At 32.5% G+C, this 14,353-nt stretch carries 11 protein-coding genes and 1 tRNA gene; 5 read left to right on the plus strand and 7 right to left on the minus strand.

What is annotated here, in order from left to right; genetic code table 11:
- Positions 1-61: 61 nt before the first annotated feature.
- From BMSBPS_RS01380 to BMSBPS_RS01395, 4 genes are all read left to right on the plus strand, one after another.
- Complete coding sequence (locus BMSBPS_RS01380) at positions 62-1,441, plus strand: MATE family efflux transporter (RefSeq protein WP_046201105.1); 1,380 nt, start codon at positions 62-64, stop codon at positions 1,439-1,441.
- A gap of 122 nt (positions 1,442-1,563) precedes the next feature.
- A tRNA-Val gene (locus BMSBPS_RS01385) sits at positions 1,564-1,637 on the plus strand.
- Between the two features lie 252 nt (positions 1,638-1,889).
- Positions 1,890-3,302, plus strand: coding sequence for a pyruvate kinase PykF (pykF, locus tag BMSBPS_RS01390; RefSeq protein ID WP_022564639.1), 1,413 nt, complete (start codon positions 1,890-1,892; stop codon positions 3,300-3,302).
- Between the two features lie 160 nt (positions 3,303-3,462).
- Complete coding sequence (locus tag BMSBPS_RS01395) at positions 3,463-3,672, plus strand: LPP leucine zipper domain-containing protein (RefSeq protein WP_022564640.1); 210 nt, start codon at positions 3,463-3,465, stop codon at positions 3,670-3,672.
- Between the two features lie 279 nt (positions 3,673-3,951).
- On the opposite strand, the gene sufE is transcribed toward BMSBPS_RS01395, so the two are convergent.
- The 7 genes from sufE to ydiJ form a co-directional block, all read right to left on the minus strand.
- Entirely contained in the window at positions 3,952-4,371 is a 420-nt protein-coding gene (gene sufE / locus BMSBPS_RS01400; protein WP_022564641.1) for a cysteine desulfuration protein SufE, read from the minus strand.
- Between the two features lie 17 nt (positions 4,372-4,388).
- The gene (sufS, locus tag BMSBPS_RS01405; RefSeq protein WP_022564642.1) at positions 4,389-5,615 is read right to left on the minus strand and encodes a cysteine desulfurase SufS; all 1,227 of its coding nucleotides are present in this window, start codon (positions 5,613-5,615) and stop codon (positions 4,389-4,391) included.
- Complete coding sequence (sufD, locus tag BMSBPS_RS01410) at positions 5,612-6,892, minus strand: Fe-S cluster assembly protein SufD (protein WP_022564643.1); 1,281 nt, start codon at positions 6,890-6,892, stop codon at positions 5,612-5,614. Before sufD ends, sufS begins: the two co-directional genes overlap by 4 nt.
- Entirely contained in the window at positions 6,867-7,613 is a 747-nt protein-coding gene (sufC, locus tag BMSBPS_RS01415; RefSeq protein WP_022564644.1) for a Fe-S cluster assembly ATPase SufC, read from the minus strand. The genes sufD and sufC overlap by 26 nt, the downstream gene beginning before the upstream one ends.
- A gap of 41 nt (positions 7,614-7,654) precedes the next feature.
- Positions 7,655-9,112 (minus strand): Fe-S cluster assembly protein SufB, encoded by a 1,458-nt coding sequence (gene sufB, locus BMSBPS_RS01420; protein WP_022564645.1) that lies wholly within the window; start codon positions 9,110-9,112, stop codon positions 7,655-7,657.
- Between the two features lie 55 nt (positions 9,113-9,167).
- Positions 9,168-9,539: a Fe-S cluster assembly scaffold SufA gene (gene sufA, locus BMSBPS_RS01425; RefSeq protein WP_022564646.1), complete on the minus strand. Its 372-nt coding sequence runs from the start codon at positions 9,537-9,539 to the stop codon at positions 9,168-9,170.
- Between the two features lie 430 nt (positions 9,540-9,969).
- Entirely contained in the window at positions 9,970-13,032 is a 3,063-nt protein-coding gene (ydiJ, locus tag BMSBPS_RS01430; RefSeq protein WP_046201106.1) for a D-2-hydroxyglutarate dehydrogenase YdiJ, read from the minus strand.
- A 209-nt stretch (positions 13,033-13,241) separates the two neighbouring features.
- On the opposite strand from ydiJ, the gene ydiK reads away from it, so the two are divergent.
- Positions 13,242-14,339 carry an AI-2E family transporter YdiK gene (gene ydiK, locus BMSBPS_RS01435; RefSeq protein ID WP_022564648.1) on the plus strand — a complete coding sequence of 366 codons (1,098 nt, stop codon included), beginning with the start codon at positions 13,242-13,244 and terminating at the stop codon, positions 14,337-14,339.
- Positions 14,340-14,353 lie beyond the last annotated feature (14 nt).

Consider the following 14,353-nt stretch of genomic DNA (forward strand, 5'->3'; position numbering starts at 1 on the left):
CTATGCTCTAATATTTTAGAAAATTCATTTTCATATCTTCTTACATTTTAAAGAGGTTTGGGTGCAGAAGTATTTAATAGAAGCTCGTCAATTATTAATTCTCGCCATTCCAGTTACTTTGGCTCAGGTAAGTCAAACTGCAATGGGTTTTGTAGATACAATTATGTCTGGTGCAGTGAGCGCTATGGATATGGCAGCTGTTGCTATTGGCACATCTATATGGTTGCCAGCTATTTTATTTGGACATGGATTATTATTATCTTTAACACCTATTATTGCACAACTTGACGGCTCAGGTAGACGTGAGTTTATCGGGCAACATATATTACAAGGTTACTGGCTCGCACTAGGTGTGGCATTATTTATTATGGTAGTGTTGTGGAAGGCGAGCTCTTTCATCCATATTATAAGTCATATCGATCAGCAATTGGCACTAAAGGCAAAAAATTATTTGCATGCTCTTCTATGGGGCACGCCAGGATATTTATTCTTTCAAGTTGCACGTAACCAATGTGAGGGTTTGTCAAAAACCAAGCCCGCAATGCTGCTTGGTTTTCTTGGCCTTTTGTTAAATATTCCTTTTAATTATATATTTATTTATGGTTATTTTGGTATGCCTGCAATGGGTAGTATGGGTTGTGGTGTAGCAACAGCTTCAGTGTACTGGATGATGTTTATAATCATGCGTTTCTGGGTAGGAAATATGACAGATATGCATGATGTTAATATGAAAATTTTATTTTTTAAAGCTATCCCATCACGAGTAATATTATCTAGACTATGTACCGTGGGTCTACCAATAGCATTATCTCTATTTTTTGAAGTGACTCTCTTTGCCGTAGTTGCACTATTAGTTTCCCCTCTCGGTATTGTAAAAGTAGCAGGGCACCAAATTGCGCTTAATTTCAGCTCATTAGTATTCGTACTACCATTATCATTAGGTGTTGCTACAACTATCCGGGTAGGTTATTGCCTAGGACAAGGTTCTGTCGAAAAAGCGCGTATCGTATCTTGGACAGGACAAACTGTTGGAATTACTCTGGCGAGTATAACAGCATTTTGTACTGTTGTTTTCCGATATAAAATAGCTGCTTTGTATACTATGAATCCAGAGGTAGTAATGTTATCTTCTCAACTCATGCTATTAGCTGCAATCTACCAGCTTTCAGATTCTATTCAAGTAATTGGTAGCGGTATTTTACGTGGGTATAAAGATACACGTTCGATATTTTTTATTACATTTATTGCCTATTGGTTATTAGGTTTACCTATTGGTTATGTTTTAGCACTTACTAACTGGGTTATTCCAAAATTAGGTCCAACAGGATTTTGGTACGGCTTTATTATTGCTTTAACGTCTGCAGCGGTGATGATATTATGGCGTATTAGATATGTACAACGATTGCCTGATCAGCTCATATTATTGCTTGCATCTCGCTAATATATTAAATAGAATGTTAAATGTATAAGTCAAGATTTTAAAAACAACAAATTTTTTCTTGACTGACTATTAGTATAATTTATTGTTAATATAATTTTTATTTTTTTTAGTAATAGTATACTGCGTTCTTAGCTCAGTTGGTTAGAGCATCACCTTGACATGGTGGGGGTCGATGGTTCAAATCCATTAGAACGCATTACTTTCTTAACAAAATTTTATTACATAATTTAACAAAATATTTAATTTATGCTTAATGATCGAATTAATTATTATTTATCTTTAAACCTAGCAAGGTTGCATGCTAATGTATCTAATCTGATAATCTAAATAATTTTTTAAGTGTTCCTTGAGTTATTTTATTTGCTTATGTTTGGATTTTTAATACAATTAATTACTGCTATTATAATAAATACTAAATATTATTGATTGCAATTTACAGAAAATTCACATGAAAAAAACCAAAATTGTTTGTACTATCGGTCCTAAAACTGAATCACAAGTGATGCTTAGTCAATTGCTTGAGGCTGGTATGAATGTTATCCGACTCAATTTTTCTCATGGCGACTATATCGAACATAGTCGGCGTATTATTAATATGCGCCATGTCATGAAAAAAACTGGACGTCAAGCTGCAATTCTTTTAGATACTAAAGGTCCAGAAATTCGAACTATGAAATTAGAAGGTGGATGTGATGTATCATTAAAAGCAGGGCAAACATTTATTTTTACAACAGATCAATCGATTATTGGTAACAATTTTCGCGTTGCAGTAAGTTATGTAGGCTTGACCAAAGATCTACAACTTGGTAATACTATTTTAGTAGATGACGGCCTTCTTAGTATGAAAGTAATAGAAGTAACAACAGAAAGTGTAATATGTAAAGTATTAAATAATGGTAACTTAGGTGAAAATAAAGGAATAAATTTACCAGGCATTTCTGTACGCTTACCGGCTCTGGCAGAAAAAGATAAACGTGATTTAATGTTTGGATGTCAACAAGGAGTGAATTTTATTGCAGCATCCTTTATTCGTAAGGGTTCAGATGTTTTAGAAATTCGTGAATACTTAAAAACATGCGGCGGTGAGCACATTCAAATTATTTCTAAAATTGAAAATCAAGAGGGATTAAACAATTTTGATGAAATTCTTGAAGCTTCAGATGGTATTATGGTCGCGCGTGGTGATCTAGGAGTTGAAATTCCAGTTGAAGAAGTAATTTTTGCACAAAAAATGATGATTAAAAAATGCAACAAAGCTTGTAAAGTTGTTATTACAGCGACACAAATGCTTGATTCTATGATACAAAATCCAAGACCAACACGTGCAGAAGCAGGAGATGTTGCTAATGCTATACTGGATGGTACAGATGCTGTCATGCTATCTGGAGAAAGTGCAAAAGGAGAATATCCTTTAGAAGCAGTTTCTATCATGGCCGCAATTTGCGAACGTACTGATAGAGTAATGAAATCACGTATTGAATTATTAGAAACTACTCGTAAATTGAGTATTACTGAAGCAGTGTGTCGTGGAGCTGTTGAGACTGCGGAAAAACTAGCAGCACCACTTATTGTGGTAGCAACAAAAGGCGGAAAATCTGCAAAATCAATACGTAAATATTTTCCTCGTTCAATAATTTTAGCTTTAACTACTAATAAAACTACCGCACAACAACTAATTTTGAGCAAAGGTATTGAAACACATCTAGTCTCTAAAATTGCTTCAACGGATGACTTTTACTGCATTGGTAAACAGGTAGCCTTAGAAAGTAAATATGCACAGAAAGGAGATTTAGTAGTGATGGTTTCAGGTGCATTAGTGCCGAGCGGGACCACTAATACTGCTTCAGTGCATATACTATAAATATAATTAGAAATAATTGCTTTGGTAGTAATAATATTTACATTCTATTTATAATAAATATTGCATTATGAATGTTAATCTAATCGTTTTTGAACTTAAAAACTTCTATAATAAATATTGTACTCAAATAAGAATTCATTTAATCTAGGAAGTAGACATCATGAATAACACTAATTTGCTAATTATAGCAATTTTAAGTTCGATACTTCTTACCAGTTGTTCGAATAATTCTAAAATTGATCGGCTATCTTCAGAACTTCAAATACTTAATTCTAGAGTTGAACAATTAAGTCATGATCTTAATAAAATTCGCACTGACGTTCATACTGTTCAAGATGATTCTGCTCGTACCAATAAACATCTTGTATAGATGAGAAAGAGGAAAAAACGAAGAATAGATTACTTTTTATAAATAAGCAGTACAGTAGCTTAATGATGTAATTTAGATCCGTCCAGTTCTGCAGAAACTAAATATTCTTAAATTTAAGCAGAGCGGATATGTGTAGTAGAACGGGCGGGTTTTTAGAAAGTTATCTTTTAGTAAAATTGAATGCGATAAAGTAACATAAGCTGAAAAAATATTTTCACTATCTAATATTTATTGTTAAATTTGTTTAATGATATTAAATTTCAATAGTATTTACGTAAATTATAAGAAAGCGCGTGCATTACGCTGGATTGTATAAATCATTGCTTCAAGACCTTGTGAACGTAAAGGAGTCAGGTGTTTTGTTAATTCAAGTTTTTGCAGAGATTCTTGAATTTTTAGCTTAATAATTTCTTGAACTGTTAGACCTTCATAAAAACTAAAAATTACAGCAATTAACCCTTTAACAATAGCTGCATCGCTATCACCTTCAAAGGTAATAGTTCCATCTGCTTTATAAGTCATATGAATCCAAACTTGACTCTGGCATCCAAAAATTACGTATTCTGGTTTTCTAAACTCTTCATTAAAAGATCTCGATAATTTTTCACCTAATTCAATTAGATAAAGATATTTTTGCTCCCAATTAATACAACGATTAAAATTGTATAGCAATTTATTTTTATCTGGCAAATTAGCCATTTATTATTCCTTCTTGATTAACCACTTAATAAGTGATAGATGCGTTTCAAACTGAATGCTAATCGATCAATTTCTTCTTTTGTATTATAAAACGCAAACGATGCTCGACACATTGCCGGTACTCCATAATATTGCATTAATGGCATAGCACAATGATGACCGGTACGAATTGCAATACCATATTGATCAAGAAAACTGCCTATATCAAACGCATGATATTTACCTAAGTTGAAAGACACAATACTACTACGCTTTTCTAAAGGACCATAAATTACTAACTCAGGTACTAATGCTAATTTATTTAATGCGTAATTCGTTAACATCGCTTCTCGATCATAAATTAAATTAAAACTTAGCTGTTTAAACCACGTTAAAGCAGCCCCAAGACCAATGATACCGGCACTATTTGGTGTACCTGCTTCAAAACAAAAGGGTACATTATTCCATGTAGTACCCATGGGTAATGTAACTTGAGAAATCATCGATCCTCCACCTTGCCATGGAGGCATAGCATCAAGTAATATTTTTCGTCCATATAGCACACCAATACCTGTAGGACCGTATATTTTATGCCCTGAAAAAACGTAAAAATCACAGTTAATATCTTGTACATCAACAGCATGATGCATTATTGCCTGTGCTCCATCTATCAGAGTTACTAATCCATGTGATTTTGCATATGCAACCAGTTCTTTTACAGGGTTTATAGTACCAAGCACATTAGAAATGTGAGTTATAGCCAAAAGCCGAGAATGTTTATCAATAAGTTTATGCAACATTCCCTGTACTAATTCTCCTTTTTCATTACATGGCAGAATGCGAATTTGCGCACCAGTAGATTGAGCAACCATTTGCCATGGTACAATATTTGCGTGGTGCTCCATTTCGCTAATGATGATATTATCACCCGAATTTATTTGATTTCTACCCCAGCTATTAGCAACTAAGTTAATACCTTCTGTAGTTCCTTTAACAAAAATGATTTCCTCTGATGCAGACGCATTGAGAAAACAAGCAACCTGATGGCGAACTTTTTCTATTTTTTCTGTGGCTTGTACGCTCAGAGAATGAATTCCTCGATGTACAGCTGAATAATGGTACTTATAAAAATCACTTTCCGCATTGATAACAGCTAATGGACGCTGAGCACTAGCAGCATTATCAAAATAAGCAATCGGATATCCATTTATCTTACGATTAAGAATCGGAAATTCTAATCTAATTCTTTGAATATCTAACGTCATAATTTAATTCCTAAAAAACGTTTATTGATAGATGCTATCACTATTTTACGAATCATTTCATCATCCAAAATATCGGTAATATCGGTAGAAAAAGCATGAATGATCATTTTTTTTGCTGCATGTTCAGCAATACCACGTGAACGAAGATAGAAAATCTGTTCATTATCAATGCAACCTACTGTTGCACCGTGACTACACTTAACATCATCAGCATAAATTTCTAGCTGTGGTTTAGTATTTACTTCAGACAAATGACCTAATAATAGGTTATTATTAATCATCTGACTGTCAGTTTTAAGTGCATATTGTCCTACTTTAATATGACCATTGAAGACTGAATGAGCTTGATGGCATGAGATAGTTTTATGTACCTGTCTACTTTGACAGTAGCCTTTATTGTGTTCTAAATAAGTACGAATATCTGCTAATTCTGAATTAATAGGTAATGCGAAGCTATTTAATGAAAGTTGAGTATTTTCACCGTTAAGTTGAACACTTGTATTGTGACGTAAGAAAGCAGAACCAAGAAAAAAACAACTACTATTAACCTTAGCATTACAACTAACCACCACATCGTTATGTGCAAAGTGATAACTATTACTTTCTTGAAATGTTAGTTTAATATGATTAAGGCATGCATGATCTGCTACTTTGAATGTAAATCGTGCACCAGTAAAATGTGATTTAGTATTCAGTGTAACATAATGTTCAATTACGTTAGCGTTAGTATTTTCTTCTAATTCAATATGATGCCGATAATGCACTGTATTTATTGCATCTGTTTGACCACTGCTAATATGCAGTAAATATAGAGGACGCATTGCTATACTATCACGTTTTAAACGAATATGTATGATCTTTTCAGCTAAGCTTTCAGTAAGATGTAAAAATGCTTCTGGCTGTATAGGTTCAGGTAAAAAAGAATAGTCAGCATTAACATTATGTTCAATGACAAATAAATCAGTGTCTGACGTACTTAATTTTAACTCAAAATGTCCGTCAATAAATACTAATCGAATTGCATCTATAGATAAGGCATATTTTGAAATTTCGTCTTGAGAAAGTTTTGGTATTTGTATTGGCAGTACAAATTTTTGTGATAATAAAATGTCTAAAAAGGTATATTTCCAACTTGCATACTGACAGGTTGGTAAACCGAGATCTACAAATTTCTTCCAGTGCTGTTGTGCATATAAGGAACGCATTTTATCTTGTGATTTAAACAATTTAAACCACTGATGTATGATATTCTCACGCTTTGTCAATAAGCCAGCCATAGCCTAGCTCCTCCAACTGCCTTACCAGTCTAGAGTCACCTGATTTGGCAATTTTGCCATTATAGAGAACATGTACAAAATCTGGTTTAATATAATTAAAAATGCGCTGATAATGTGTTACGATAATAAATGCACGTTTTTTATCGCGTAAACTATTTATACCTTCTGCTACAATTTTTAATGCATCAATATCTAATCCTGAGTCAGTTTCATCTAAAATACAAAGTTCAGGTTCTAATGCAGCCATCTGTAAGATATCATTTCTTTTTTTTTCTCCTCCTGAAAAACCTACATTGACAGAACGAGTTAATAAATCTTTAGACATTTTGAGTAATTGAATTTTTTCTTCGATAAAATCTTGAAAATCGAAGTGATCTAACTCTTCTTGTTGACGATATTTACGTACCGAATTAACTGATGTTTGCAGAAAAAGTTGGTTGCTAACACCTGGGATTTCAACAGGATACTGAAAAGCCATAAAAACGCCTTCTCCCGCACGTTCTTCTGGTCTTAAAGCTAATAAATTTTTACCCTTAAAAGTGATAGTACCTTGAGTAATATCATAATTTTTATGGCCAGCTAACGTTACAGATAATGTGCTTTTTCCAGATCCATTGGGTCCCATAATAGCATGTACTTCACCTGGTTTTATTTCAAGGTTTAGTCCGCTTAAAATTTTTTTCTTTTTAATGCTTACTTGTAAATCTTTAATGCATAACATACAGTTTCCTTTATTTTGCTTCTACCAGTACATACTTAATACTAGCCTACACTATGCTCAAGACTAATAGCTAATAATTTTTGTGCTTCTACAGCAAATTCTAGAGGTAGTTCAGAGAAAACATTTTTACAAAAACCATTAATAATTATAGAGATAGCATCTTCTTCTCTAAAACCTCGCTGTAAACAGTAGAAGAGTTGGTCTTCGCTGATACGAGATGTAGTTGCTTCGTGTTCTAATTGAGTAGTGTTATTGCGTATCTCTACATGAGGGAATGTATGTGCGCCACAGTTTGTACCAATCAACATAGAATCACACTGTGTAAAGTTACGTGCATTAGTTGCGCTTGGCATTACCTTGACTAAACCGCGGTAAGTATTCTGACTCTTACCTGCAGAAATACCTTTCGATATAATAGTTGAACGAGTATTTTTACCAATGTGAATCATTTTAGTACCAGTGTCTGCCTGTTGGTATCCGTTTGTTAATGCAACTGAATAAAATTCTCCAATAGAATAATCGCCTTTTAAAACACAGCTCGGATACTTCCAAGTTATTGCTGAACCAGTTTCCGATTGTGTCCAAGACATTCTACTATATTCACCTTCACATAGTGCACGTTTAGTTACAAAATTAAAGATACCTCCTTTTCCTTTAGTACCAGGAAACCAATTCTGTACAGTAGAATATTTTACCTGAGCATTTTTTTTAATAATCACTTCTACTACCGCAGCATGTAATTGATAAGTATCACGGACAGGTGCAGAACAACCTTCGATGTAACTAACATAACTATCTTCATCAGCTATAAGAATAGTGCGTTCAAATTGTCCTGTTCTTGCTGAATTTATTCGAAAATAAGTCGATAAGTCCATAGGACAACGCACACCTTTAGGGATATATACTACTGTACCATCAGAAGCAACAGCAGCATTCAATGCAGCAAAAAAATTATCATTATAAGGAACTACACTACCAAGATATTTTTGAATTAGTTGTGGATATTTTTGAATCGCTTCACTAAAGGAGCAAAAAATAATGCCCTGCTCTGCTAGCTTACGTTGATAAGTAGTAGCTACCGAGACAGAATCAAAAATTGCATCGACTGCTATCTCTTTATCTTCATGTACAGGTATGCCCAATTGTTCGAAGGTTTTTTCTACTTCCTCAGTAAGATACTCATTACTTAATATATTATTAGATGACTGTACAGTAGCAGATTTGTCTGTATAATTGTTATTACAACTATTACAAGAAGGAGCAGAATAATAGCTATAAGATTGATAATCTAATTTTTTGTAATGCGCTTTTAACCAGTGTGGTTCTTCCATTTTTTTCCAAGCTTGAAAAGCTTTCAAACGAAATTGCAGCATCCAATTCGGTTCGTTACGTTTATACGAGATGGTATTTATTATATCTTCGTTAATACCATATGCTAATTCATCTGTTTGCAACTTAGTAAAGAAGCCTTCTTTATAGTTTGCATTGTTGTCCCACATTTTTATACCATCAATTATTTTATTATGTTATAGATGCAATTTTACTGAATTGACACTAAATACTGAAACTTTCACCGCACCCACATGTATTTTGAACTTTAGGATTATTAAATTTAAAAATTTGATTTAAACCTTCACGAACGTAATCTATTGTTGTACCATCAATAAAAGGCATTGCATTGAGCGATACAAAAAATTTTGCACCGAATTGAATGAATTCTAAATCACTGTCATTAGGTTTTTTTATTAAATTAATCACATATGAAAATCCAGCACAGCCTGATTTTTTAACACTAATTTTTAATCCTTGAATGTTTGAATTCTGTTTTACTAAGTGTAAAATTTGTTTTGCAGCTGATTCAGTAATAGTCACGCCTTTCCAAAGAAAATCCTTAGATGAAAAAGAAGTTGTATTTTTTAATGACATCATGCTAGCTCCTTTATTCAAATCTTTAGGTTATCTATTTATATAAATGATGTTAAATCATATTAATATAGTAGTTCCAAAATATGTTTTTTAAAATTTTAAAAATTAATGTTTAATAAAAAATATTTATTTTATATTAATTTGAAATTATTTTTTATAATTTAAATATTAATCAATAATCCAAAATTTTTTATTTATTATATTTTACTTTTTAATAAAATATAACGTACATATAAACTTAAAAAAGCCTGACAATTTATTATAGCTAACCATAAAAAAGTAGAGAAATAGTAAAATATTACAGAAATTTTGATAACATTTCCATTATTATTAAAGATAATATATATTACGTATACATTGAGCATGATATTTATATGTATTTTAATAATACATATAAACAATCAATATTTATTAGTCTAATATATTAGACTTATTTCATTAAATTTACAAGAACTTGAATTGGATGATGAATTATTTTTCCATGAATCCTTTTTATTTGATTACGACATGAGAATCCAGTTGCTAAACAGTATTCGATAGGAAGGTCTTGCAATTTAGAGGACCATGATAATTCATAAATTCCTAAAGAATTCTTTAAATTTTTTTTTTCATGACCATAGGTACCTGCCATACCACAGCAACCAATGTTAACACTCTCAAGCTTTAATCCAAAATAAGCAAAAATGTTCTTCCAACGCATTGAAGAATCAGGTGATATTGCACTTTCAGTACAATGGGAAAAAAGATACCAAGTTTTTTTTATGCGATGTTTTGTCGTATCCCTATCTCTGTTAATTATCTGAGATAACCATTCATCTACCATCAATACATTAAAATTTCCGCGATTACTTTTTAATATACTATGATATTCATCACGATAACATAAGACCATAGCAGGGTCTATTCCTACCATAGCTATATCGAGCTCAGCTATAGAATTTAAAAATTCAGCAGTGTTTTTAGCGGTATCCATAAAACGCTTTAGAAACCCTTTAACGTGCTCCGTTTTTCCATTAGCCAAGAACGGCAAAATTACAGCACGATATCCAAGTTTTTGGATTAAAATAATAAAATCATATACTAATGAAGCTTCATAGTAACTCGTAAAAACATCCTGTACTATTAAAATATATGAATTATACTGAGTTTTTTGTATTGATTGTATTTGTTTTAATGTTAAAAATATGTTTTTATGATTACGTAATTGCTGTTTTAAGGTTGGATACGATAAGATAGGAAGATCTACCATACCAATATATCGTTGGCTTACATTACGTACCAATGATCTATTTAGAAAAAAATTAAACAATCTCGGAACATTAGCGACTATAGGTATATAATATTCTAAGTTTGCTACTAAATAATCACTAATTGGTCGTAAGTAACGCATGTAATAAAGTTGTAAAAAACGTGAACGAAAATTAGATATATCAATTTTCACTGGACACTGAGTAGAGCAAGCTTTGCACGCAAGACAGCTAAACATGGCCTCTTTTATTTCGTGTGAAAAATCATATTGACCTAAACTTGCAAATAATGAATTTCTCATTTTTTTAATGAAAATCAATAATTTAATCGATTTCTTATCAAAATGTTTTTCTAATTTACTAAGATTTATGTTTTTATTCGATAATAAACGTAACCACTCTCTGATTAGAGTTGCACGCCCTTTAGGGGATAAAACACGATTTCGAGTAATTTTCATTGAAGGACACATTATAGTATGTACATCGAGATTGAAACATAGACCGTTACCATTGCATTCTAAGATTTTATGCCATTCATTACGAATAAAAATCGGAATCTGACGATCGTAGGTACCGCGCTTTTCTGCATCTACCTGTATTATCGCTTTGTTATTGCCTAATGGAGTGCAAATTTTACCCGGATTCATACGGTTATAAGGATCAAAGGCTGATTTTATGCGACGTAATTCTTTAAATAATGTTGCTCCAAAAAATATTGGACTGTATTGAGAACGAAATCCTTTACCGTGTTCTCCCCATAATAATCCACCATAATTAGAAGTAAGTTTTACAACTTCATCAGAGATTTTTTTGACTAACTGTTCTTGTGTAGGATCGCATATGTCGAGCTCAGGACGCACATGCAAAACACCAACATCTACATGACCAAACATTCCATAATTCAAACCGTAAGTATCAAGTAGTTTACGAAAATCAGCGATATAATCAGCTAACCGCTCCGGCGGAACGACGGTATCTTCTACAAATGGAATGGGTTTACTATCTCCTTGAATATTTCCTAATAAACCAACTGCTTTTTTACGCATATTGTAGATATGTTCAATAATGTTTGTGTCATTACATAACTGATAAGCAATAATTCCATGTTGTTGTATTGCTATTAATTTGTCTAAATGATTACATAATGTATTAACTTTTTTTTCAATTTTTTTAGCATTATTACCAGTAAATTCAACTATATTCAATGCTGACATGTCTTTATCACATACTTGCTGAATGATATTTTTTAGCGAATACCAGCAAATATCTGCACTTGCTAAACTAAGTATTTTTGAATCAATAGTTTCTATCGATGAAGCTTTAGTACTTAATATTAATGACGTATTTCGCAATGCAGAATCAAAACAATTATATTTAATATTTACTAAACGACGTACTCTGGGAATAGGTATAATATTCAGTTTTGCTTCAGTAATAAATGCTAAAGTTCCTTCTGAACCGCATAAAAGACGTGTCATGTCAAATGTTTGCATATCATTACTGAATACATGTTCTAAATCGTAACCAGTAAGAAACCGTTTCAATTTAGGAAAATTTTTGAGAATTAATGTGCGATTTGAACGACAAATTTTTAAAACTTGTTGATAAATTCGCCCTTCATCATTCGGTATACTTCCTATTTTTTCGGCCAATATGGAAGGCATAGCATACGTCTCCATAATATGGCCGCTTAATAATACTATTTGGAGCGCTTTAACATGATCTGAAGTTTTTCCATATATAAGCGATCCCTGTCCAGAAGCATCTGTATTGATCATACCACCTAACGTAGCTCGATTACTTGTAGAAAGTTCAGGACAAAAAAATAGTCCATAGGGTTTAAGCCATATATTAAGTTGATCTTTAACAACTCCTGTTTCAACACGTACCCAACGTTCTTCTACATTAATTTTTAATATATGATTCATATAACGTGAGGTATCAATAATAATACCTCGATTTAGTGATTGACCATTAGTGCCAGTTCCTCCGCCTCGTGCGGTAAAAACTAAGCTAGAAAATTTTGAATCATTTGCTAATTTTGCCACTAGTACTATATCAGCAGTTGAACGAGGGAATAATATTGCATCAGGCAACAGTTGATAGATACTATTATCAGTAGAAAGTGCCAGGCGATCAGCATAACCTATACTGATATCACCACTGAATCCTTTTTTTTTTAACAATTGTAGAAATGTTATCGCTATTTTAACAATGTTTGGTATATGAGAAATTCTTGGGATCATAGCTAAGCAACCGAAAATATTAAATTTTTTGATTATTTTAAAATAGCCAATCTATCATATTTTTTATATCCCAGATAGTTTTTCAAGAAATCAGTAACTCATTCTATGATTTATATTTCATTTTTAATAATTAGAAGTAAATAATCTTTAATTAAGCAAATGAATTTGCTTAATTACGAAAGATTTCTTACTGAGGTTAAACTGATTTTATGAAAAGTTTACAACGCTCTATGGATTTACCGCAACTATTATTTTCTATAATGTTTATATTAATTATGGTAATTGCCTGTTTCTGGGTGGTGAAGCCATTTATACTTGGTTTTACATGGGCTAGTATGGTTGTAATTGCTACATGGCCACTTATGATTCGCTTACAATATCTCTTGTGGGGTAGACGCTTATTAGCGATAATAGTAATGACGATTCTATTATTGCTTTTGTTTATTATTCCAATTGCTGTTCTAGTAAATAGCTTGATTGATAACAGTACACTAGTAATTAACTGGATTAGCCAGGGGCATCTATCTTTACCGCAACTGAATTGGCTTAGTGATATTCCAATGATTGGACAAAAACTTCATTTCAGTTATCATAGACTGCTTAATGGCGGTAGTATAGCAATAATACAACATTTGCAACCTTATTTAGGACGTACAACTAGATTTTTCTTTGCACAAGCCGGGAATTTTAGCAGATTTATGATACATCTTGCGCTAATGCTACTATTCAGTGTACTACTTTATTGGCGGGGAGAACATGTCGGATACGGAATTCGCCATTTTGCGTATCGTATGGGTGGAAATCGGGCTGATGCGACTGTATTGCTAGCTAGCCAAGCAATTCGTGCTGTAGCCCTAGGTGTAGTTGTAACGGCATTAGTGCAAGGTATTTTAGGAGGCATTGGTTTAGCTATCTCCGGCATTCCGTATTCTACTTTGTTAACTGTATTGATGATACTAACTTGTTTAGTGCAATTAGGCCCGCTTGTTATGTTAATCCCGGCCATTATATGGTTATACTGGATTGGTGATACAACTTGGGGTACAGTATTAATGATATGGAGCTGTATAGTAGGGATGTTGGATAACATATTACGACCTATATTAATTCGAATGGGAGCTGATTTACCAACCATCTTAATTCTTTCTGGCGTTATTGGTGGTTTAGTTGAATTTGGTATGATAGGATTATTTATTGGACCAGTAGTATTGGCTGTTTCTTATAGGCTACTATCAGTATGGATACATGAGGTATCTGCACCTAATGAAGATATAGATACAACTATTGAAACTTTAACTGATAATTAACAATTATTTTACTA

This window comes from Candidatus Pantoea carbekii, assembly GCF_000971765.1.
Classification (GTDB): Bacteria; Pseudomonadota; Gammaproteobacteria; order Enterobacterales; family Enterobacteriaceae; genus Pantoea_A; species Pantoea_A carbekii.

Bases quoted from the DNA above. Each gene is read 5' to 3' on its own strand.
- pykF (WP_022564639.1), top strand. From the start codon at position 1,890: ATGAAAAAAACCAAAATTGTTTGTACTATCGGTCCTAAAACTGAATCA.
- sufC (WP_022564644.1), bottom strand. From the start codon at position 7,613: ATGTTATGCATTAAAGATTTACAAGTAAGCATTAAAAAGAAAAAAATT.
- ydiJ (WP_046201106.1), bottom strand. From the start codon at position 13,032: ATGATCCCAAGAATTTCTCATATACCAAACATTGTTAAAATAGCGATA.
- sufD (WP_022564643.1), bottom strand. From the start codon at position 6,892: ATGGCTGGCTTATTGACAAAGCGTGAGAATATCATACATCAGTGGTTT.
- sufB (WP_022564645.1), bottom strand. From the start codon at position 9,112: ATGTGGGACAACAATGCAAACTATAAAGAAGGCTTCTTTACTAAGTTG.
- sufA (WP_022564646.1), bottom strand. From the start codon at position 9,539: ATGTCATTAAAAAATACAACTTCTTTTTCATCTAAGGATTTTCTTTGG.
- sufS (WP_022564642.1), bottom strand. From the start codon at position 5,615: ATGACGTTAGATATTCAAAGAATTAGATTAGAATTTCCGATTCTTAAT.
- sufE (WP_022564641.1), bottom strand. From the start codon at position 4,371: ATGGCTAATTTGCCAGATAAAAATAAATTGCTATACAATTTTAATCGT.
- BMSBPS_RS01395 (WP_022564640.1), top strand. From the start codon at position 3,463: ATGAATAACACTAATTTGCTAATTATAGCAATTTTAAGTTCGATACTT.
- ydiK (WP_022564648.1), top strand. From the start codon at position 13,242: ATGAAAAGTTTACAACGCTCTATGGATTTACCGCAACTATTATTTTCT.